A 20,877-nucleotide genomic window follows, 5' to 3' on the forward strand; every position below is an offset into this window, starting at 1 on the left:
CGCAGTCGAAACCATCGGCCCGGTGCGTTAGCCCGAAACTAGCTGAACGTTCACACCACACAACCCCTGTGATAGCACCAAAGATGGGGTGCGGCGGCAAAGAACATCCAGCTCGATTGTGGCGGGCTAATACAATGAGTGCCGACATGACTACTTCCGTGAACACTGACGAGCCTGCGTTCAGCCTGCCGTCCCTCCCCCACTTGCGCGTGATCACGCGCGCCCGCGGCACCCATCCGGCGATGGCCGCCCCAGCAACCCTCGCCGATGTTGCAGGCCCGTGGGATCACGTGTGGGCCCGTGGCGAAACCTCGATGGTCGGCGCCGGCGAGGTTCTGCGTCTGCAGGCCCGCGGGGATGGCCGCATCGATGCGTTGGCATCCGCGTGGCGCGCCTTGAGCTCCGCCGCCACAGTGGACGATGCGGTCGCGGCCTCCGGCACGGGCCTCGCCGCATTCTCCTCGGTGGCTTTCTCCCGCGCATCAGGCCGCGACTCGGTGCTGATTGTCCCGCGTGTGGTGTGGGGCCGCAACGGGGACCTCGCCTGGATCACGGTCATCCTCGACCCCGAAGAAGCCGACGCGCTCGGGCCGGACCCGAGCCGCGACGACCTCGAAACCTACGCCGCACAGGTGCGCCGTAAGGCGGCCAGCGATACTCGTGCGTCCGATGGTGTTGTGTTGGCTGGCAGTGCTGGGGCGCGCATCGTCGATGATGCGCACACAAGTGAGGCCCGCTTCCAAGACGGAGTCCGCGAAGCGATCCAGAGGATCCGTTCCGGTGAGTTAGCGAAAGCGGTGCTCTCCCGCGACGTCACCGTGGACGTGCCAGGTGGCGTTCAGGTAGTCCCCACGCTGCAGGCGTTGGCGGCCCGCTACACCGACTGCTGGGTGTATTCCGTGGACGGGATCATTGGCGCTACACCCGAAATGCTGATCGAAGCGCACGAGGGCATCGCGCGCGCCCGCGTGCTCGCCGGAACACTCGACCGCGCGAACCACGGTGAAGACGGCGCGTTCCAGCTGGCCAATGACCAGAAACAGATTGAAGAGCACCAGTACGCGATCGACTCCCTCGTAGAAGAGCTTAAACCGTTCGTGACCGAACTACACTCTCCCGCCGCCCCGTTCGTTTTGACGCTACCGAACGTGTGGCACCTCGCCTCGGACGTGCGGGCACGCATCGGCGCGAGCGAAACCGGCCCCTACAGTGTGCTCGACCTGCTGCGTGCCGTGCACCCTACCGCGGCGGTGTGTGGGACTCCGCGTTTGCATGCGGGGCGTATCATCCGTGAGATCGAGCGTCTTGACCGCGGAGCGTATGCCGGCCCCGTCGGGTGGGTTGACGCCCGCGGCAACGGCGAATTCGGTATCGCTTTGCGATGCGGGGTCCTGGAAGGCTACGGCCCCACCGAGCCGACGGCCGCGTACGTTGGCCAGGGCACGTTCCCGACCGAGGTGACACTGACACGTCCAGGCGGCGATGGTGACACTGGCGAGCCGGTTCCGGAGCGGATCCGTTTGTGGGCCGGCTGCGGGATCGTCGCGGACTCCGAGCCAGCAGCCGAACTGCAGGAGACATGGGCGAAGATGCGGCCGATGCTCCAAGCACTCGGCGTAGCCGCCCCCCGCCCGCAACTAGGCGAGGGCTTCAGCCGCGGCCGCGGCGAGCGCGCGGTGTAGTTCGCGTGGCTTTTCGCGTTCCGTATCCACTACCAGCAGCCGGCAGCCGTGTGCGGTGCGTCCGGCGTCGAGCCATTCGCGCACGTGTTCGTGTGAGCTGACCCGTTGCGCGTCCCAACCGTAGACAAGTGCTAGCTCGACCGCGTCGAGGCCGTGTGGGACACGGAAGAACCTGTCGACGGCTTCCTGGTAGCCGCCGCGGGCTGCGACAGTGCCGTGTTCCAGGGTTGAGAAGATGGTGCCTCCGCCGTCGTCGGCGACCACAACATCGAGCTGGGGAACCGCTTCGAGTGAGGGCACCAGCATTCCCGCCGCCCCGTAGAGGAACGTGACGTCCCCCATGAACGCGAGCGTGCGGCGGCGTTCGGCAAGCGCGATCCCTGCGGCGGTGGAGATAGTGCCATCGATGCCAGCGAGCCCACGGTTCGCATACACGCGCGGGCCGCGGCCCCGCCGCGGGGTTGCGGCGATGTCCATGTCTCGCACCGGCCGTGATGACCCGATCACGGCTGGCCCGGATAGCCCGGACCACACGTCGGCTGCCAGCGATGGGCCCGTGAGCCTACCCGTGACGTGTTCGCGTTCCGCGACCACCATGTTCACGGCCGCCACGACACGTTCGTCGGCCTCACGCCACGCCTCGACCCAGCCTTGCGGGCCTATACCCGCGAACTGGGCGGCTTGAGCGAAACTACGCACGGGCGTCTCGGGGCGTTTGGACAGTTCGCACCACGCGAGCGGACCCGGGGCATAGATCGCCGAGTCGATGTCATCACGGGCAAGTAGAGCGTTGATTGGCCGTGAGAGAGTCGGGCGGCCAAACAAGACCACCGCCTCGATCTGGTCCGCGAACGCCGCCAGCGTGAACTGATACGCCGTCAACGCGTTCTCGCCGTGGCGTGCATTCGAAGAGGGCTCCGCTAAAAGCGGCAGGTCTAAAGCGTGAGCGAAATGCGCGGCTTCCTCCCCCGCATCGTGGCCTGCAACCACAACAGTCCTGCGGTGAACATCGGGGCGTTCGCTGCCTGTGCGGTGTACCGCGCTCTCTTCCGTGCCGCGTGCTGTGGTCCCTTCCGCGCAGTGTTCCGTACCGTGTTCAGCGCCGTGTTCCGTACGCCGTGCCGCGGCTTCCCTGAGTGTTTCGCAGGATAGGGCGCGCGGGACCGGTACTGCGGCTGCGAGCGCATCGATCTCGAGTAGCTCAACATCACTGAGTTCGGGGTATTGGCGGGCGGCACGCTCGGCGGGTTGTTCCGCGGCGGTGATCATCGCGTCATTCGGCGGGTAGAGCGGGTCTTCGAATGCACAGTTGATGTGTACCGGGCCCGGAGCGTGCTGCTTGTTGCCAAGCGTCGCCACCAAGGCTTCAGCGACTGCGGCTGTAGGGCCCTCGCCCGCCGGAATGTGCACGCTTGAACGCGTGTGGTGCGCGAAGATACCAGCCTGTTGGGTAGTTTGTGATGCGCCCGTACCGTGCAAACGTTCGGGCCGGTCGGCTGTCAACAGCACGAGCTTGACGCCCGCGTGCGTAGCCTCCACCAACGCCGGGAACAGATTCGCTACAGCAGAACCGGACGTCGTGACAACCGCAACCGGCGCGTTGGAGGCCAAAGAAAGCCCGAGCGCGAGGAACCCCGCCTCACGCTCATCGAGCCGCGCATACACCGACAGCACACCGTCGCGCTCGGCCTCGGCGAGCGCATACGCCAACGGCGCCGAACGCGACCCAGGCGCCACCACAACATGCCGCATCCCGGCGGAGACACATCCCTGGACGACCAGCCGCGCAGACTCAACAGCAGGCACAGACGGCCCAACAGACATAGAAGGCATAACCCCAGTGTATGAGCGGGGCTATGCGTGCGGAGGCACTCCAGGTGCCTGTTTCTGGGCCAGCAGCTCCTGGACTTTCCGCGGTGTCGGCTCCATGCGGGCGATCGCTTCCCACTCGGGGTGGGACCCCGGCGGCGCAATGCCTTCCAGCCCGGGCCGCATCGGGATCAAGAACAGCCTACGCCGCGGACTGGGGAAGGCATCCATCGCATCAAACAGCATTTTCGCGGGCACCAGAGGCCCTTCGGTGAGGGAATAACGATGCCGTCCATGCTGATCGTAGATGTTCAGCATCCACTGTCCCTCACCGTGCGGCGCACCGTTTTGGTCACGGGCCTGGACCAGCCAGAGCACCGCCTGGTCGAGATCACGCCACGGCAGCTTGGCACTCAAAGGCGCCCCGCCGGTGACATACAATGCATCGCCGAGAAACTGAAGGGTACGGTGCCTTGGAGCAACGAAGAACCCGTCCACAAGCCCGCACAGGATCATGATGGCGAGCCAGACCCCCGAAAGCTCCACTCCGGCAAGCATGAGAACACCGATGACAAGCACCGGGACCGCGAGCACCACCAGGAGCGCTGTGGTGAGCGCTGAAGCGATGATGCGGCGGCGTTTCGCATAGTCGGCGACGTTCGGGACCGGGGCGGGCCAATCAATCCAGATGGTTGGGGAAGTCATAGCTCGATTTTAACCCGCTTTCGTGTGCGGTAACGAGGCCCTCATCAACGCTCACCAGCGCTAGATCATTAGCTGCGCATAGCAGGCCTCTAGCCGATCCATCCACCACGCGCGCCGATGCGCGTCGACTGCCAGGGCCTCCAGTTTCCCACGATCCGGAACTACCGGCCCCACCGGCAGAACACCGCCGCGAGGTTTCAGACCAGGCGTGAGCACGTCGTCGGCAAAGAGCGCTCCTGTACCCAGCCCGCACGCATACTTCAACTCCGGCAACGCTGCCGCCAGAGCGATCCCGCCAGCTAAACCCACCGAGGAATCCAAAGCGGAAGACACCACAGCATCCAGGCCGGACTGTTCCACGATCGCAAGCGCGGCATTCACACCACCCAGCGGCTGAACCTTGACGATAATCACCTCAGCTGCGCCCATGCGCGCAACCTTCAACGGGTCATCGGACTTACGCACCGCCTCGTCCGCGGCCAACCGCACGTCCACGCCCCGGGCGTCCAGCGCCTCCCGCAACTGGGCTAACCCCTCGATTCCCTCGACGGGTTGCTCCGCATACTCAAGATCGAACTCCGCGAGCCGGGTCAACGCATCCACCGCAGTGTGATGATCCCACCCCTGATTCGCGTCCACCCGAATTCGGGCCCCCGGAAGCTCACGGGCAACCGCGGCAACCCGGGCAACATCCTCATCGACTGACTGCCCGCGCTCGGCGACCTTGACCTTGACCGTGCCCACACCGTCGAAACGCGCTAGAACCTCAGGCACCCGGCCCGCCTCAACCGCAGGAACGGTCCCGTTGACCGGCACCACATCACGCACCGGATCGGGCCAACCACACCACGCGGCCTCGATCGCGGCAGCAAGCCAGCGGGATGCTTCCGCCGGCCCATATTCGAGGAACGGCGAGAACTCACCCCAGCCTGCAGGCCCTTCAAACAACAACACCTCACGCTCCACGACCCCGCGGAAACGCACATTCATCGGCAACCTCACCACCACCGCCGCGTCCTTCAGCTCTTCCAGCGAAGGAAACCCCACTTTCGCACCCCACGGCATGTTATTCCCCCGAAACTCACTCATAAAAAATACGATATCCGGCGGCGATGGCTCGCCCGGCGCACTCTATCCAAACTCACACCCGCAAGGCATGCAACACCCGGCGCGGCATCAGCTTCCACCCAGAAGAACGTGACACTCTAGGAACATGCCTAACCTCTCGACAGACACCGCACATATTCGTGCCGTGTCACAATCGAGGCTTTGGCCACGCGCCCTAGCAACCACCGTGCTCAGCCTCGGAACCCTAGGGCTTTTCTCGCTCACATACTGGCTTTTCATCAAGACAGTCCGCGGTCAATGGCTCGACGAACGCGCTCTACTCGGTGCGCGCCGCTTCGTTCAAGAAACCCCCGCGCTCCACAACGAACTCGGGTGGTTCACCTATATCCCCCTCGCGATCGCTATCGGTGGGGTTGCAGTAGCCATCGCCCAAGTATTCATCCGCCGTTCCGTGATCATCCCAGCGATCGCACTGACGTCGGCAGGCTTCGGGATCGTATGCGTGCGGATCCTCAAACAGACCCTCCTCGAACGACCATTCACCGGCGTCTCCGAGGCATACATCAATAGCTTCCCCTCCGGGCATTCAGCACTCGCAATCGGCGGGATGTTCGCTGCTTTGCTGTCGATGCGGGCACGTTCACGCACATGGTTCAGCATCATCGGCGCCCTCATCGCCGCTGCTGGTGGCTCCGTGACCTTCATCATGTCCTGGCACCGGCCAGCAGACATTGTGGGCTCCTACCTTGTGGTGGGCTTCTTCGCGATCCTCGCCGCGGGCATCATCGGGTGGATCGACAACGACCGCCCCGCCGTCACGTTCTCCGCGATCGCATGCACCGTGACGGGAATGGGGCTCGCCGCGCTGACTGCTGCGGCCATGTTGTTGCCGGAGTTCGTGAACGTGGCCCAGTCCCGCCCGCTCACCACAACAGCCGACGACGCCGCGGCTATGGCCAGCCAACTGTTCACCCTGCTCGCGGTGGGCCTCATCGTAGGCACCGCGCTCGCACTCTTCGGTGTTATCGAACGGCTCGCGATGCCCGCCCGCACTGCCCGCTGAAGGCGGCAGTACGCTCACACATAAAACTGCGGGCCCTGTAAAACTGCGGGTCCTGACACGTGAGGTGTCAGGACCCGCAGTCGTCTCTTCGATACTCAAGCACCGTAGCGGCTAGAGGCTTGCCAGTGCCTCCGCCGGGTTCTCAATCGCGTCGGCAACGTAGCGGAGGAACGCGCTCGCGGCACCGCCATCGCATACGCGGTGGTCAAATGCCAGGGTTAGCTCCATGATCGAGCGGACCGTGATCTCACCGTCAACTACCCACGGGCGCTCCTTGATTCGACCCAGGCCCATGATCGCGACCTGCGGATGGTTGATGATCGCCGCGGAACCGTCCACGTTGAACACGCCGTAGTTGTTGAGGGTGAACGTGCCACGCATCAACTCGTTCGGGGTGCACTTGCCATCGCGCGCGGTCGCGACCAGCTCACCGATCGCGGCATCCAGTTCGCGTGCCGAAAGCTTCTGCGCATCAGCCACCGCTGGCACCACAAGCCCACGGTCCGTCTGCGCAGCGATACCCAGGTTCACGCCCTTGAAACGAACGATCTCCGAGGTGCCGTCTTCCGCCTCATCGATGCGGGCGTTGAGTTCTGGAACCTGCATCAACCCAGCCGTGACGAAACGCCCGATCAGCGAGAGCACACCCGGGACGCGGCCTTCCGCGTTCGGTTTGAGCTTCTTGCGCCACTCAAGCAGCTCGGTTGCGTCCACATCGACCCACACGGTCGCTTCCGGAATCTCACGGCGCGAACGCGACATCGTCTCCGCAACAACCTTCCGGACCCCGGTCATCGGGGTGCGGGACTCGACCGTCAAACCGGTACGCGCATCGACCTCGCCGGCGCCAGCACCCTCCGATGCGGCCGGTGCCTTTTCGTTGCTCGGTACAGCGGCGCCCAGGATAGCGCCCGATGTGTGCGGTGCGGACTGCGCGCCAGGTGCGGACTGTGCCCCGCCGTCGATCGCTGCCTGAACGTCTGCGCGCATGATCAGACCGTCGGCCCCAGAGCCTTCCAGCGCGGCGATGTCCACGCCGTTGTCGCGAGCCAACTTACGCACCAGCGGGTTGATGACTCGCGGCGCCACCTGCTCACGCTGCTCCGACTGTTGCTCAAGCTGTGTTGCCTGGCGTTGCGGCTCGCTGTGGTCCTGTGCCGGAGCCGAGCTTTGGTTGACAGGCACCGAGTCCTGACTCACAGATGCCGAGCTCTGGCTCGTAGCAACCGGAACCTCGGCACGGTGGCGGCCGCGACGGCGACGGCGAGCGCCACCTTCGTCTTCGCTCGTTCCGTAACCGATCAGGACGTTGCCGGAACCCGTTCCGGCGCGTTCTTCTTCGCGGTAGGACTGCGCGCCTTCACGCAACACCTCAACGCCGGAAGCCGCGCCGTCATCAGCGCCGCCGCTACTAGAACCGACGCCGTCGTCATCAGCGCCGCCGTCCGTGGTTTCACCCTGCTCGCCTACGGTGATGAGCGAATCGCCCACGACCATCGTCTCGCCAGGTTCTCCATAGAGTTTCAGGACTGTGCCTTCGAACGGGCACGGGATCTCAACAACGGATTTAGCTGTCTCGACTTCGGCGACAATCTGGTCGATCTCGACCGTGTCGCCTTCGGCGACGTGCCAGGCCACCAGGTCAGCTTCGGTGAGTCCTTCCCCGAGGTCCGGGAGAGTGAACGTCTGTGCCATTAGTCCTCCCACGTCATCTCATCGACGGCATCAAGGATGCGGTCTACGCTTGGCAGCTGATATTTCTCCAGCATCGGTGATGGGAACGGGATGTCGAAGCCCGTGACGCGCTTGACTGGCGAGGCGAGCGAGAAGAAGTTCCGCTCCTGGATGCGCGCCACAAGTTCGGATGCGATCGATGCGAAGCCCGGTGTTTCAGCGACCACCAGCGCACGGCCTGTCTTACGGACCGACGCGTCCACGGTTGCGTCGTCGTAGGGAACGATGGTGCGCACGTCGATGACTTCGAGGTCGAAGCCCTCCTCAACGGCTGCTTCCGCGGCCTTCATCGCGGTTGAAACGGAAGCGCCGTAGGTCACGATGGTCGCGTCCTTACCTTCGCGTAGCACGCGCGCGGTCCCGTTGCGGCGCTCTGCTTTCTTCGTTTCGTATTCCTTCTTGAGGGCCTCTAGGTCGGCTTGTTCACGGCCGAAGTAGAGCTTCTTCGGTTCGAAGAACACCACTGGGTCATCCGAGTCGATCGCCTCACGCAACATGAGGTAGGCGTCTTCAACACCGGACGGGATGAAAACCTTCAAACCCGGTGTGTGCGCATACAGGGACTCCGAGGAGTCGCAGTGGTGCTCTACACCACCCACGCCACCTGCGTGCGGTACGCGGATGACCAGCGGCAGGCGCACGTGGCCGCGGGTACGGTTGTGCATCTTCGCGATGTGGCTCAGAATCTGCTCGAGTGCCGGGTATGCGAACGCGTCGAACTGCATCTCGATCACTGGGCGCATACCGTTCATCGCCATGCCCACCGCCATACCGGCAATGCCGGATTCAGCTAGCGGTGTGTCAAAGCAGCGTTTATTGCCGAAACGCTCCTGCAGGCCATCGGTAATGCGGAAAACGCCGCCGAGCTTACCGACGTCTTCACCGAACATCAGCACCGCATCGTCTGCTTCCATCGCATCAGCGAGCGCGGTGTTCAAGGCCGCTGCGAACGATGTGGGGCCAGCCGGGCGCGGGTCGCGGGCTGGCGGGACCGCCGGCTCGTCCTTGCCACGCACCGAATCCGCTACACCACCGAATTCCGCCTGCTTTTCCTCAGGGGACATTTGCTTGGGGCTCACTTGGCCTCACCTTCCTGGGAAGCAGAGTCACGTTCCAGCTCTTCGGCGAGCATTGCGGCTTGCTCGGCGAGCTGTGGGGTCTGCTCAACGTAGACGTATGTGAAGAGATCCTTCGGGTCAGGTGTGATCTCGCGGTTCATCGCGTCGCGAAGCTCTTTGGCTACCTGCTCGGCGTGAGCCTTGATCTGCTCGGCTTTTTCGTCATCGAGCAGGCCCTCGTTACGCAGGTACGCTTCCATACGGACCACGGGGTCTTTCGCTAGCCACTCCTGGACCTCGTCTGATTCGCGGTAGCGCGTGTCATCATCGGCGTTGGTGTGCGCCTGCATGCGGTAGGTCTCCGCCTCGATCAGCAGCGGGCCGGAGCCTTCGCGGGCGATCGTGACGGCACGGTCCAGCACAGCCAAAACAGCGGCGAGGTCATTGCCGTCCACGCGTTCCCCTGCCATGCCATAACCGACAGCCTTGTGGGCAAGCGACGGCGCTACGGACTGTTGTGAGAGCGGAACCGAGATCGCGTAACCGTTGTTCTGGACAAAGAAGATCACAGGCAGGTTGTACACGGCCGCGAAGTTCAGCGCCTCGTGGAAATCACCTTCCGAGGTCGCGCCGTCACCGCACAGCGCGATCACGACCGTGTCTTCACCTCGCATGCGTGCCGCGTGAGCAACACCCACGGCGTGCAGCAGCTGGGTTGTGAGAGGGGTGGACTGAACAGCGGTGTTGTGGTCATACGGGTTATAGCCCTGATGCCATTCACCGCGGAAGCCCGTCATGACTTCCTCCGGGACAACGCCGCGAGAAATCACGGCGACCGTGTCACGGTAGGTCGGGAACAGCCAGTCGCGCTCCTCAAGGGCTACCGCGACTGCAACCTGGCACGCTTCCTGGCCGTGGCTGGAAGGATAGACCGCCATCCGGCCCTGCCGCACAAGGGCCGCGTTCTGATCGTTGATGCGGCGGCCGATGACGAGCTTTTCATACGCGTCAAGCAACCGGGCACCATCCGGCAGTGGGTATTCGTGGCCCGGGGCGATCCCTTGTTCCTCTACCGGGCGCAACCGCCCCTGCTCGTCCACCATCTGGACGCGGCCGCGCGTGGGCAAAAGGTAGTCTTCAACGGAAATACCGAAGGAGTCCGATGCGCGGGAGACCGAGTCCCCTACGCGCGTTTCATCGAGCGGCTGAGTCACCTCAGCCCCCGAGCTTGTGGTTTGGCTCACATGATCAGTCATGGTCTATATGATGCCTGCTTGAGCTTTTCGTCGCCATGTGTGCGAAAATGATCAGAGGATTTGTCGCTCCGCAGTGCGTGCTCAGAAATTTGTCTACGCAACTTGGCGGTTGTTGTCATTTTGTCTAGTGCTTCAAGGAGCTGTGTGCAGTGGCTAAAAACCCAGCGTTTGCTCCCGCTTTAGACGCGGTGGATGCAGCTATCGTCTCCGAACTGCTCAAAGACGGTCGGGCCTCGGTTTCCGCTATCGCAAGCAATGTGCACATCTCACGGGCGCACGCGTATCAACGGATCGCAGGCCTGCGTGAACGCGGCGTGATCACCGGGTATACGGCAACCGTGAACCATGCCGCGATGGGTCTGCGCTCTTCCGCTTACGTATCCCTCAAGTTGCGTCAGCATTCGTGGCGCACCCTGCAAGAGCAGCTCCGCCAGATCCCGGAGGTCCACCATGTGGCCCTCGTGGGCGGAACGTTCGATGTGATGCTTCTGGTGCGCGCGGCCGATAACGAGGCGCTGCGGCGATTTATTTTCGAGGTGCTCCAGCCGATGCCTGAGGTCATGGACACCCAAACCCACTTGATCTTCGAAGACCACGAACCCGAGACTCCCGCCACATGACCACTCAGCCTATGAACCCTGAAGATTTCGGGGCGCTCATTTCTGCTGTCTCTCAAGCGCACTCCGAGTTCGTGTATTCCGCCGAGGTTGTGGCCTCCCACAATGACCTCACTCCCGCCCGCTGGCAGGTGATCTCCGCCGCGGCCCAGACCCCAGCGACTGTCTCTCAGATCGCCCGGGTGCTCGGGCTCACGCGCCAGTCCGTCCAGCGCGTAGCCGACGATGCGGTCAAGCTAGGGCTGGCGGCCTACCGCACCAACCCTAAGCACGCCCGCGCTTCTCTCTTGGCGCCAACCAAGAAAGGCCGCGCCGCGGTTCAAGCCGCGCAAGCCGCCCAAGCGGAATGGGCCGCTGAAGTAGCCGCGAGCCTCACCGCTGAACAAGCGCAGCAGGTGTTGGGCGCCATCGAGCTCATCTTGGAGGCAAGCCAACGCCACTGGGACGAAACCGACCCGGACGCAACCAGCGGCTAACACCGGCGCTGCTAAACGCCGAGGCTCTGGCCAGAGCTCATGCTCCGGCCAGAGCCTCGAAGTATCTAGCTAGCGTCCTTGCTGGCTACCAGCTCTCGCGTGGCGGCGTCGGCTTGAACTCCGGCTTGCGTTTCTCCTGGAAGGATTTGAAGCCTTCCTGGTAGTTATCGGTGGTGCGCAGAACTTCCTGCAAGCGGGCCTCTTCGGCAACGGATGCGTTGAAGCCGAGGTCTTCGTCCCGGATCTGGAACACGAGCTGCTTGGATGCACGGTAGGAATCCAGCGCACCCCGGGCCACACGCCCGGCGGTCTTGCGCGTGAATTCGAGCACCTCATCGGCCGGCAAGGACCGGGAGAACAAGCCTTCGCGCACGGCCTGCTCACCGGAGATCAGCTCGCCCGTGTAGATCAGGTCCAGGGCACGATGCGTGCCCAAGCGAGTCACGAACAAGTGGTGGCCGCCCGAATCAAGCAAGGCACCGAGGTTAGCGAACGGGGAACCGATTTTCGCGTCCTCAGCGACGTAGACGACGTCGCAGGATGCCGCGAGTCCCAAGCCAACACCGAGGCATGCGCCTGTGACGACGGCGAACGTCGGGACCTGTAGCTCGTGGATCGCGTCCATGACTGGGGCGGTGAGCTCACCCAGGTAGTGGTTGACGTCGTCTTTGAGCGGATCAACCTGGGAAATGTCGCGGCCTGCGCAGAACGCGCGGCCCTCACCGCGAAGGATCACGGCCTGCACCGAACCGGAGCTGACCTGCTCGGAGACCGAGGCGAGCGTGGTCTTGAGTTCTTCAAGACCGGCCTCGTCGATCGAGTTCAGCTTCTTCGGGGCATCCAGAACAATCTCGAGAACACCTTGCTGGTTGCTCTCGGTGCGAATCATCGACATGTCGTGTAGTGGACCTTTCGGTTATGAAAACACGGGTGGAAAGCGGACGGCCCGCCGGGTGGGCGGGCCGTCTAGGTTGATTAGGCGTCGAAGTCGACGGCGACCTTATCGGTCGTTGGGACGGACTGGCAGGTCAGGATGTAGCCGGCATCCAGTTCGTCTTGTTCAAGCGCGTAGTTCTCGGCCATGTCCACGTTGCCGCTGACAAGCTTGGCGCGGCACGTACCGCACACGCCACCCGAGCAAGCGAACGGGACGTCCGGGCGGGCACGCAGTGCCGCGTTGAGGATCGTTTCGCGCGCTTCGATCGGCGATTCCACGGTGCCTTTGAGGCCGTCGACCTGGAACTCGATCTCACGGGTCGGCTCGCCTTCTTCGATCTTGACTGGCTTGCCGTGCTGGCCGGTTGGGTCGCCCACCTGGCCGGTCGTGAACAGTTCGAAGCGGACGCGTTCGGCCTCGACTCCCTGCTCTGCGAGGTTGTCGCGGACCATCTGAACCAGTTCCATCGGGCCGCACAAGAACCACTCGTCTGCCAAGTCGGTGCGCAGAACCTTGTTGAGCAGCAGTTCAAGCTTCTCCTGGTCCAGGCGGCCGGTCAGTAGCGGCGAGATCCTCTGTTCACGGGAGAGCACGTGGTGCACCGCCAGGCGGGACGGGTATTTATCCTTCAGGTCAGCCAGTTCCTCAACGAACATCACGTCTGAGGAGGAACGGTTCGCGTACACGAGGTCAACCTGGGAACGGTCGTCTGCTTCCAAAACCGAGCGGGTAATAGCCATCACAGGGGTGATGCCGGAGCCCGCCGCGATCGCTACAAGGTGCTGGGCCTCGCCTGGACGGACCAGATCCTTCTTGGACACGAACGTACCCTGCGGGCTCATGACGTCAATTTCGTCACCCACAGCCAGTGTTTCGTTGGCCCACGTAGAGAACAGGCCGCCCTGGTCCTTCTTGATACCCACCTTGATCTCCCCGCGCACAGGGGCCTGGGAGATCGAGTAGGAGCGGCGCAGCTCGACGGGGGTGCCGTCATAGGACGGGACCATGGCGCGCAACGCTACATACTGGCCGGGCGCGTAGTCGAACTCATCTGCGATTTCCTCTGGAACATCGAAGGTGACTTCAACAGCGTTGGCCGTCAGGCGGCGGATCTCAGAAACCTTGAGCGTATGAAAACGGGCACGTTTACGTGTAGTGGAAGCAGCTTCAGTCATGTCAGTGCACCTTGAAGTAGTCGAACGGTTCGTGGCAGTCATTGCACTGGTACAGCGCCTTGCATGCCGTCGAAGCAAAACGAGTAAGTTCGCGGGTGTTCAGTGAGTGGCAGCGTGGGCATTTGACGCTCAGCCCGAGCATCACTTTGCCGCCATCTTTCGATAACCCGGCTGGTGGAGCGATACCGTATTCAGCGAGTTTCTTCTTGCCTTCTTCGGTCATCCAGTCGGTGGTCCACGCTGGGCTCAGCGTGAGTTCGACGCGCGCGCCGGCATAGCCTGCTTCGCGGAACGCGAGGCGCAGGTCATCGGCGATCGTATCCATGGCCGGGCAACCGGAGTAGGTTGGCGTGATGGTCACGACGGCGGTGTCGCCGTCGAGCTCAACGTCACGCAGGATACCGAGGTCATGGATGCTGAGCACCGGGATTTCCGGGTCGTTCACGCTGGATGCGATGTTCCAGAGCGTGTCCTTGTCGGCTACCGTGTCTTGCTCGGTTGCCGGCGCGCTACGTCGATCAGTTGTCACCACTTAACTCCTGGGTGTCGGCGGGCCAACACCTGCATTTCCATCAGGATGTAGCCCAAGTGTTCAGAGTGGTTGCCGGAACGGCCGTCAACCAGGGCACCGGGCTCCTCTGGGACCTCGAGCGAGGCTTCTTCGAGGACGGCCTTGATACGGGTGTCCCACTCTTCGCGGAGGGTTGATGGCAGTACGGCGATGCCCTTTTCGGCGAGGCGTTCCTGCAGTGGATGGTCGATGAAGATCTCTTCGACGTGTGGCCACAGTACGCGGAACGCGTGGACCATTTTCTCGTGTGATTCTTCGGTTCCCAGGCCAAGGCGCAGGGTCCACTGTTGGGCGTGGTCCACGTGGTACTGGACTTCGCGCAGGGACTTATCAGCGATCGCCGCGATCAGCTCGTCTTCGGAGTTCACCAGCCGCGAGTACAGCAGTTCAAGGTAGACCGAGAACAGCAGCTGGCGTGCGATGGTCACGCCGAAGTGACCGTTGGGTTGTTCAACCATGACGAGGTTACGGAAGTCGTCTTCGTCACGGAAGTATGCGAGCTCGTCTTCGTCCTTGTCCCAGAACTTACCTGCGAAGGTCAGGAAGGAGCGGGCATGGCCCAACAGGTCCAACGCGATGTTGGCTAGGGCGATGTCCTCTTCCATTTCTGGGGCGTTGGAGACCCACTTCTGCAGGCGTTGCGAGAGGATAAGCGCATCATCGCCAAGCCAGAGCGCGTATTCGGCGACGTCTTCGGAGCTTGGGGCTTCCTTGAACGCGATGTCTTCCGGGCGCAGAGCGTGGCCTGGGGTGACGCGAGTAGCGGAGGCGACGGAGTCGCCGTAGCCAGCCAGTTGCTCATCGAGTTCCTCAGACTTCACAGGTGCTTCACCCCTTCAGACTCGGTGTAGTACATGGCGTGGCGGTAGTCCTTGCCCTTTGGCGATTCAAAGAACGCGCCCTTGTCCTGCGGGTCCGAGGCAATGATGTCGTCGGACTGAACAACCCACAGGGATACGCCTTCGTTGCGGCGGGTGTAGAGGTCGCGTGCGTTGCGGACCGCCATATCGGCATCCGGTGCGTGCAGGGATCCGGCGTGCACGTGGGAGAGGCCACGTGACGAACGGACGAAGACCTCCCAGAGAGGCCATTCGTTGGTGTCTGCGAGCGATGCGCCGGTTGCGTTCGTTGGGTTCTCTGCGCTCATCAGGCTGCCTTCCTCACTTTTTCCTGCTGCTTACGTGCGTATGCTGCGGCGGCCTCACGTACCCAGGCCCCGTTCTCGTGTGCCTGGCGACGGTGCTCGAGGCGCTGGGCGTTAGCTGGGCCACCGCCCTTAACGACGCGCCAGAACTCGTCCCAGTTGAGTTCCTTGTGGATCCACTTGCCGGCTTCTTCGTCGTAGTGCAGGTCTGGGTCTGGCAGGGTTAGGCCCAGGAACTTGACCTGTTCTGCGATCATGCCGACGAAGCGCTGGCGCAGGTCGTCGTTGGAGAAGCGCTTGATGTTCCAGGCCATGGACTGCTTGGAGTGCTTCGAGTCAGCATCTGGTGGGCCGAACATGCACAGTGCTGGCTCGTAGAAGCGGTTGATGGCGTCCTGGGCCATCTGCTTCTGCTCTTCGGTTCCGCGGGCGAGCGCAAGCAGGGCTTCGAAGCCCTGGCGCTGGTGGAAGGACTCTTCCTTGCAGACGCGGACCATCGCGCGGCCGTATGGAGCGTAGGAGCAGCGGCACAGTGGAACCTGGTTGGCGATCGCCGCGCCGTCCACGAGCCAGCCGATAGCGCCGATGTCGCCCCAGTACTTGGCTGGATAGTTGAAGATCGAGGAGTACTTCGCGGTGCCGTCGAGCAACTGCTCAACGAGCTCATCGCGTGGAGTACCGAGGGTTTCTGCTGCCGAGTACAGGTAGAGGCCGTGGCCGGCTTCGTCCTGGACCTTGGCGATCAGGATGGATTTGCGCTTGAGGCTTGGTGCGCGGGTAATCCAGTTGCCTTCAGGCTGCATCCCGATGATTTCGGAGTGTGCGTGCTGGGAGATCTGGCGCACCAGCGTCTTGCGGTAGGCCTCGGGCATCCAGTCGCGCGGTTCTACACGTCCGTCTTGTGCGATCAGGGCCTCAAACTCGGCTTGCGGATCAAAGTCCTGGCCGGTTTGCTCGGTCACGGTGGTGCTCATGATCAGCTCCTGCTTCCGATGAATAAGGGTATGAGGGGCCAGTTAGATTTACTGACCGTTCGTTCAGGATATGTGATAGCACTCTCACAAGGCAAGTTATTTCGCTGTGCTCAGGCGGTGCTAACACTGTTAATAATCGCCGCCTAGCGTGGGCCTTGTAAACCATGCGGTGGCCTTATAAACAACGATGCGGTGGCCGGCACACGCTAGGTGTGCCGGCCACCGCATCGTCATGTGGGCCGCTTGTCGCGGACCTTGTTAGAGGACCTTGGCGAGGAAGCTCTGGGTGCGTTCCTGTTGCGGGTTACCGAACAGCTCCTCTGGCGGGCCTTCTTCGCAAATGACGCCGTCGGAGAGGAAGAGCACGCGGTCGGAGACTTCGCGGGCGAAGCCCATCTCGTGGGTCACCAGGATCATGGTCATGCCTTCTTGCGCGAGTTCGCGGATCACCTGGAGCACTTCCCCGACCATTTCAGGGTCGAGTGCGCTGGTCGCTTCGTCGAACAACATGATCTGCGGTTCCATAGCGAGCGCGCGGGCGATCGCTACGCGCTGCTTCTGGCCACCGGAGAGTTCCTGCGGGCGGGCCTTCGCTTTGTCCCCAAGCCCTACGCGCTCAAGCAGTGCCGCGGCTTTTTTGCGACCCTCCTGCTTATTCACTCGTCCCAGCTCAACCGGGGCGAGCATCACGTTCTCTTCAACTGTCATGTTCGGGAACAGGTTGAAGTGCTGGAACACCATACCGATGTTCTGACGAACCTTGTTGATGTTGACCTTGGGGCTGGTGATGTCTCGACCGAGCACCTTGACGGTCCCGCCCGTGGTTTCCTCAAGCCGGTTGAGGCAACGCAGGAACGTGGACTTACCGGAACCCGATGGGCCGATCATCGAGATGACTTCGCCGCGCTTGACGTTGAGGTTCATCCCCTTAAGCACTTCGTTCTTGCCGAAGGCTTTGCGCAGGTCGGTGACCTCGATGACGGTTTCGGCCGCCGCATCGGACACAGTTGGCTCCAGCGCGGCTGCCTCCGCCGCCGCATCCTGTGCCGCTGCATCCTGCGCGGCTGCCTCGTCTACTTTTTTCTCGGTTGCTTCATTGCCGTGTGATTGGGTACTCACTTGTTCACCTTCTTATCCACGAGGTCAGCAATCCACGTGAGGATGGTGATGACCACAAAGTACATAATGCCGACGATGATGAGGGTTTCGGTCACGCGGTAGTTCGCTGCGTAGATCTGTTGCGCCTGGTAGAGCAGTTCTGCGAAACCGATGGTCAGTAGCAGCGAGGAGTCTTTGAGCGTGATCACGAACTGGTTGATGATCGATGGGGTCGAGATCTTGACTGCCTGCGGGACTACGACCCGGCGCATCGACTTACCCCATCCCATGCCGAGGGAACGCGCAGCTTCCATCTGGCCTGGGTCCACGGCTTGGAGGCCACCGCGAACAATCTCTGTGAGGTAGGCGCCCGCGTTGAGGGCCAGCGTTGCGACACCGGCAACGAAGACGTCGCCCTTGACGTCGAAGAGCTGTGGCACACCGAAGTAGAACAGGAACGCCCACACAAGCAGCGGGGTTCCGCGGAAGATCGCGACGTAGGCGCGTGCGATGCCGCGTAGCACGATACTGCCGGAGATGCGCATGAACCCGAAGATGAGGCCCAGCACCATCGCGATCACAAACGAGACGCCGGTGATGACCAGGGTGTTGATGAGGCCCTTCTGAAGCGCTGGCCAGGACTGCTTGAGCAGGCCGATGATGTTGCCGGCGTTTTCAGCTTCCTGTGGGTCGAGGTACTTGCTCATGATCTTCTGGTATTCGCCAGAAGCCTTGAGGTTGGCAAGGCCGCGGTTGAAGGCCTTCAGCAGGTCCTGATTCTGACCTTTCTTGACCGCGAAAGCGTAGTCGCCGCCTGGGATCTTTGGGGTCACGATTTTCAGGCCGGAGCCCTGGGTGATGCCGTAACGCAGCACCGGGTCGTCATCGAAGACACCTACTGCGGAGCCGTTCTTGACGGACTGGACCATCGCGGCGGACTGGTCGAGAGGCTTGATTTTGAAGCCGTATTCTTTAGCGAGCTTCTTGGCGGCGCGTTCACCTTCGGAGCCGCCCTTGGCGACAACGGTCTTACCTTTGAGGTCTTCATACCCCTTGGTTTCGTCATCGTCTTCATTGATCGCCATCACAGAGCCGGACTCGTAGTAAGCATCCGAGAAGTCGAAGATCTTCTTACGTTCGTCCGTGACACCCATACCGGCGATGACGCCGTCGGCCTGGCCGGAGGTCAGAGATGAGACCGCGGCCTGGAAACCAAGCGATTTGAGATTGACTTTGAAGCCTTGGTCTTGAGCGATCGCATCCAGCAGCTCCATGTCGATACCGATCATCTCGCCGGTTCCTGGTTCGCGGAACACGAATGGCGCGAAGGTGGTGTCGGTTGCAATCGTGAAGGTCTTGCCTTCCACGGAGTCTTCGCCTTGTTTTTCAGCAGGCGATGCGGTGGCCGGCACGGTTGCCGATGGCTGGAGTCCAGTGGCGGCGCGAGCTGTTGCGGCTGGCACCAGGATGGCTGCTACTAGAGCGACAAGCATCGCCCAGATGGTCATCCGCGTCAGCGGGAGCTTGCCTTCCTGACTCTGTGCCCCGGTTGCATAAGAGTGCGAGTAACTCATATCGGGTCCGTTTCTTTTGTCTCAAGTTCGATCCGTCGCTAAAGCGCGGCGGCCCTACACCCGAGGCGATGACGAACCAACGGCATTCACCCGTGGGTGAGGAAGGTCACAAGGATGCAAGCCTAGCGGCTCTGAGGCTCTCAATCCACTTGAGATGATGGTTATACCGGTTTTCTAGCCGTCCATTGTCGGTCGATTTGACACCGTATTGAGGCTCGAGAGAAGAGGTCCGATGCCAGGAAATCCGTGGGATGCAGCACTGCATGGAGGGTGGCTCTTAACGCCTGCTAGCAATTCTTGCGTCATCGAGCCTCGTAATATTCAAGCTTCCGTGTGGTTCGCTCGTGGTTCTGCGCATTATCGGGTCCAGGAGCAAGATTCGCTTTGCAACAATTTGATCGCGATTGCCTCCTGGTGCATTGCCGGCAAGGCCGATGCGCAGGTCGATGTGCACGTCGATGTGCACGCGACGCATAACCGCGTCTCTTTCACGGGGCCAGCATCGGAGGTGGAGACAGCTTGGGCACGGCTCGTTCGGTTAGCTTCCGGAGATGCTGAGGTCGAGGCCGCAACCGAGGCTACCCTTCAGCAGGTCTCGCTCACGCATCATTGCCCGCAGCACTGGGTCGCCGATGCAACGATCCGCACGGGCTTCACGGAATGGACGGTGCAGGCCCTCCCGGTCGTCGAACCGCAACGGGGCACCGCCCCGTCAACCTCCGTGGTGACCGAACTTTTCGGCCCCGGCGTCGCTCGCCTGTGCACGTTCACGGGACACGATGCGCCCGAGGAGCACAACCTCGTGAGCCTCAGCAGCCCCGCCACCACCCATGCAGATGATGCGGCTACGGGGTCGGTTTTGCGCGGCGGATCCAGTACGACTAGCACTTCTGGAAACCTCCAGCGGGCAGGGCTATTCGCGATGAAACCCACGAAGGTAGCATTCACAGCGCTACTACCCCACTCCGAGACCGGGTTCGCCGCCGCCCACGTGATCCGCACCCAGCTCAACGCCCATCTAGCACAACAGGCCACGGGCCAGGCCGAATTCGAACTCACCGCGCTCGGCGACACCCTCGGCGTCACCGCACTCACGCCCGCCCCGGTAGCGGATGCGGAACGCGCCGCACTGCTTGAGCACGCCTTCGCGAATCCATCCGAGGACCTAGCCGCCGAAGCCGCAGCCGTGCACACCGGGGCCGCCGAAGCCGGGCACACCGGGGCCACCGCAGCCGCCGGCGAGCGCGGTGCGTTCTCCGGCCCGCCTTTCTCACCTGAGCGGGCGTTCAGTTCGCGGCCGTTTGAGCCAGTAGTCAACGCGGATGCTGTTGCGAAGGTTGTGGGGATGGCTCGCAAGACCGTCCATCTGCCGTTCAGTAGCACCACTGCCCCGGAAGGCCGGGACTGGGTCAGGTCTTTAGAGTGGCGGGTCGGGTCTTTAGAGTGGATTGTGCCGCCGCTGCACATCGACGAGTTCCCTACTGAATACCGGGGATGGGACACGGATGTGCTCGCGACCATCGGCGAGGACACGTTCGCGGTGGCCCGCATGGAGCCCGGCAGTACGTCTGAGGTTGAGTCGTTGCACGGTTTGTCCATCAAACTCCCGGGTGCTGTGATCGAGGATGAGTCTGGCCCGCATACGTGGTTCGATGCTGCGATGCGGCCTGTTGTGTGCTCTCCGGAGGCCTTCCATGGCCAGTTGCGCGAGGACCTGGATAAGGTCTTCGCCCGCGCCCCGCGGTTGAAGGGCCCAGCGCCCGATGCGGTCGTTGCCGCCCGCGCGCACGCCGCGCAGGGTAGGCGGCGGCGCAAGCGTGCACTCATCGGCGGGGCTGTGGGCGTGGTTGCGCTCTCGGCTTCATGCATCGTGGGTCTCCTGACTCTCGTGTAGCCGCGCGCTATGCCGTGAGCGGAGTTGGTTGACGCTTGCGAG

19 protein-coding genes are annotated in these 20,877 nt (G+C 62.6%); 5 read left to right on the forward strand and 14 right to left on the reverse strand.

What is annotated here, in order from left to right; all coding sequences use genetic code 11:
* Nucleotides 1-146: 146 nt before the first annotated feature.
* Entirely contained in the window at nucleotides 147-1,682 is a 1,536-nt protein-coding gene (locus HMPREF3160_RS10130) for an isochorismate synthase (RefSeq protein ID WP_256173777.1), read from the forward strand.
* Here the strand turns inward: HMPREF3160_RS10130 and menD are convergent.
* The 3 genes from menD to HMPREF3160_RS01460 are packed head-to-tail and all read right to left on the reverse strand — an operon-like array spanning nucleotide 1,638 to nucleotide 5,285.
* Nucleotides 1,638-3,515 carry a 2-succinyl-5-enolpyruvyl-6-hydroxy-3-cyclohexene-1-carboxylic-acid synthase gene (gene menD / locus HMPREF3160_RS01450; RefSeq protein ID WP_083285261.1) on the reverse strand — a complete coding sequence of 626 codons (1,878 nt, stop codon included), beginning with the start codon at nucleotides 3,513-3,515 and terminating at the stop codon, nucleotides 1,638-1,640. The two genes, HMPREF3160_RS10130 and menD, sit on opposite strands and share 45 nt — an antisense overlap.
* A gap of 21 nt (nucleotides 3,516-3,536) precedes the next feature.
* Nucleotides 3,537-4,196, reverse strand: a complete 660-nt coding sequence (locus HMPREF3160_RS01455; protein WP_070506617.1) for a hypothetical protein — start codon at nucleotides 4,194-4,196, stop codon at nucleotides 3,537-3,539.
* A gap of 60 nt (nucleotides 4,197-4,256) precedes the next feature.
* The gene (locus HMPREF3160_RS01460; protein ID WP_256173779.1) at nucleotides 4,257-5,285 is read right to left on the reverse strand and encodes an o-succinylbenzoate synthase; all 1,029 of its coding nucleotides are present in this window, start codon (nucleotides 5,283-5,285) and stop codon (nucleotides 4,257-4,259) included.
* A gap of 163 nt (nucleotides 5,286-5,448) precedes the next feature.
* Here HMPREF3160_RS01460 and HMPREF3160_RS01465 point away from each other — a divergent pair, with 163 nt between their 5' ends.
* Nucleotides 5,449-6,327 (forward strand): phosphatase PAP2 family protein, encoded by an 879-nt coding sequence (locus HMPREF3160_RS01465; RefSeq protein ID WP_141739778.1) that lies wholly within the window; start codon nucleotides 5,449-5,451, stop codon nucleotides 6,325-6,327.
* A 111-nt stretch (nucleotides 6,328-6,438) separates the two neighbouring features.
* Here the strand turns inward: HMPREF3160_RS01465 and HMPREF3160_RS01470 are convergent, their stop codons facing one another.
* The 3 genes from HMPREF3160_RS01470 to pdhA all read right to left on the reverse strand — a co-directional run bounded on the left by HMPREF3160_RS01470 (nucleotide 6,439) and on the right by pdhA (nucleotide 10,375).
* Nucleotides 6,439-8,022: a dihydrolipoamide acetyltransferase family protein gene (locus HMPREF3160_RS01470; protein WP_070506621.1), complete on the reverse strand. Its 1,584-nt coding sequence runs from the start codon at nucleotides 8,020-8,022 to the stop codon at nucleotides 6,439-6,441.
* Nucleotides 8,022-8,975, reverse strand: a complete 954-nt coding sequence (locus tag HMPREF3160_RS01475) for an alpha-ketoacid dehydrogenase subunit beta (protein ID WP_370977351.1) — start codon at nucleotides 8,973-8,975, stop codon at nucleotides 8,022-8,024. Before HMPREF3160_RS01475 ends, HMPREF3160_RS01470 begins: the two co-directional genes overlap by 1 nt.
* Nucleotides 8,976-9,136: 161 nt before the next feature.
* Complete coding sequence (gene pdhA / locus HMPREF3160_RS01480) at nucleotides 9,137-10,375, reverse strand: pyruvate dehydrogenase (acetyl-transferring) E1 component subunit alpha (protein ID WP_070490270.1); 1,239 nt, start codon at nucleotides 10,373-10,375, stop codon at nucleotides 9,137-9,139.
* A gap of 149 nt (nucleotides 10,376-10,524) precedes the next feature.
* On the opposite strand from pdhA, the gene HMPREF3160_RS01485 reads away from it, so the two are divergent.
* On the forward strand, nucleotides 10,525-10,995 hold the full coding sequence (locus tag HMPREF3160_RS01485; protein ID WP_035757919.1) for an Lrp/AsnC family transcriptional regulator: 471 nt from the start codon (nucleotides 10,525-10,527) through the stop codon (nucleotides 10,993-10,995).
* On the forward strand, nucleotides 10,992-11,468 hold the full coding sequence (locus tag HMPREF3160_RS01490; RefSeq protein WP_070490272.1) for a MarR family winged helix-turn-helix transcriptional regulator: 477 nt from the start codon (nucleotides 10,992-10,994) through the stop codon (nucleotides 11,466-11,468). The genes HMPREF3160_RS01485 and HMPREF3160_RS01490 overlap by 4 nt, the downstream gene beginning before the upstream one ends.
* Before the next feature lie 85 nt (nucleotides 11,469-11,553).
* On the opposite strand, the gene HMPREF3160_RS01495 is transcribed toward HMPREF3160_RS01490, so the two are convergent.
* The 8 genes from HMPREF3160_RS01495 to HMPREF3160_RS01530 all read right to left on the reverse strand — a co-directional run bounded on the left by HMPREF3160_RS01495 (nucleotide 11,554) and on the right by HMPREF3160_RS01530 (nucleotide 18,941).
* Nucleotides 11,554-12,363 (reverse strand): enoyl-CoA hydratase/isomerase family protein, encoded by an 810-nt coding sequence (locus HMPREF3160_RS01495; RefSeq protein ID WP_370977347.1) that lies wholly within the window; start codon nucleotides 12,361-12,363, stop codon nucleotides 11,554-11,556.
* Between the two features lie 80 nt (nucleotides 12,364-12,443).
* Nucleotides 12,444-13,580, reverse strand: a complete 1,137-nt coding sequence (gene paaE, locus HMPREF3160_RS01500) for a 1,2-phenylacetyl-CoA epoxidase subunit PaaE (protein WP_035757917.1) — start codon at nucleotides 13,578-13,580, stop codon at nucleotides 12,444-12,446.
* Nucleotide 13,581: 1 nt separating this feature from the next.
* Nucleotides 13,582-14,109, reverse strand: coding sequence for a 1,2-phenylacetyl-CoA epoxidase subunit PaaD (gene paaD, locus HMPREF3160_RS01505; protein ID WP_083285265.1), 528 nt, complete (start codon nucleotides 14,107-14,109; stop codon nucleotides 13,582-13,584).
* A complete protein-coding gene (paaC, locus tag HMPREF3160_RS01510; RefSeq protein WP_035757915.1) occupies nucleotides 14,106-14,972 on the reverse strand; it encodes a 1,2-phenylacetyl-CoA epoxidase subunit PaaC in 867 nt (288 codons plus the stop codon). Before paaC ends, paaD begins: the two co-directional genes overlap by 4 nt.
* Nucleotides 14,969-15,298, reverse strand: coding sequence for a 1,2-phenylacetyl-CoA epoxidase subunit PaaB (paaB, locus tag HMPREF3160_RS01515; protein ID WP_035757913.1), 330 nt, complete (start codon nucleotides 15,296-15,298; stop codon nucleotides 14,969-14,971). The genes paaC and paaB overlap by 4 nt, the downstream gene beginning before the upstream one ends.
* Nucleotides 15,298-16,269, reverse strand: a complete 972-nt coding sequence (paaA, locus tag HMPREF3160_RS01520) for a 1,2-phenylacetyl-CoA epoxidase subunit PaaA (RefSeq protein ID WP_070490274.1) — start codon at nucleotides 16,267-16,269, stop codon at nucleotides 15,298-15,300. Before paaA ends, paaB begins: the two co-directional genes overlap by 1 nt.
* A 258-nt stretch (nucleotides 16,270-16,527) precedes the next feature.
* On the reverse strand, nucleotides 16,528-17,274 hold the full coding sequence (locus tag HMPREF3160_RS01525; RefSeq protein ID WP_305366908.1) for an amino acid ABC transporter ATP-binding protein: 747 nt from the start codon (nucleotides 17,272-17,274) through the stop codon (nucleotides 16,528-16,530).
* A 110-nt stretch (nucleotides 17,275-17,384) separates the two neighbouring features.
* Nucleotides 17,385-18,941, reverse strand: a complete 1,557-nt coding sequence (locus HMPREF3160_RS01530) for an ABC transporter substrate-binding protein/permease (RefSeq protein WP_256173783.1) — start codon at nucleotides 18,939-18,941, stop codon at nucleotides 17,385-17,387.
* Nucleotides 18,942-19,335: 394 nt separating this feature from the next.
* Between HMPREF3160_RS01530 and HMPREF3160_RS01535 the strand changes: the two genes are divergently transcribed.
* The gene (locus HMPREF3160_RS01535; protein ID WP_070490276.1) at nucleotides 19,336-20,835 is read left to right on the forward strand and encodes a hypothetical protein; all 1,500 of its coding nucleotides are present in this window, start codon (nucleotides 19,336-19,338) and stop codon (nucleotides 20,833-20,835) included.
* The last annotated feature ends 42 nt before the right edge of the window (nucleotides 20,836-20,877 follow it).

The sequence above is a fragment of the Arthrobacter sp. HMSC06H05 genome (assembly GCF_001807395.1).
GTDB lineage: Bacteria > Actinomycetota > Actinomycetes > Actinomycetales > Micrococcaceae > Pseudoglutamicibacter > Pseudoglutamicibacter albus.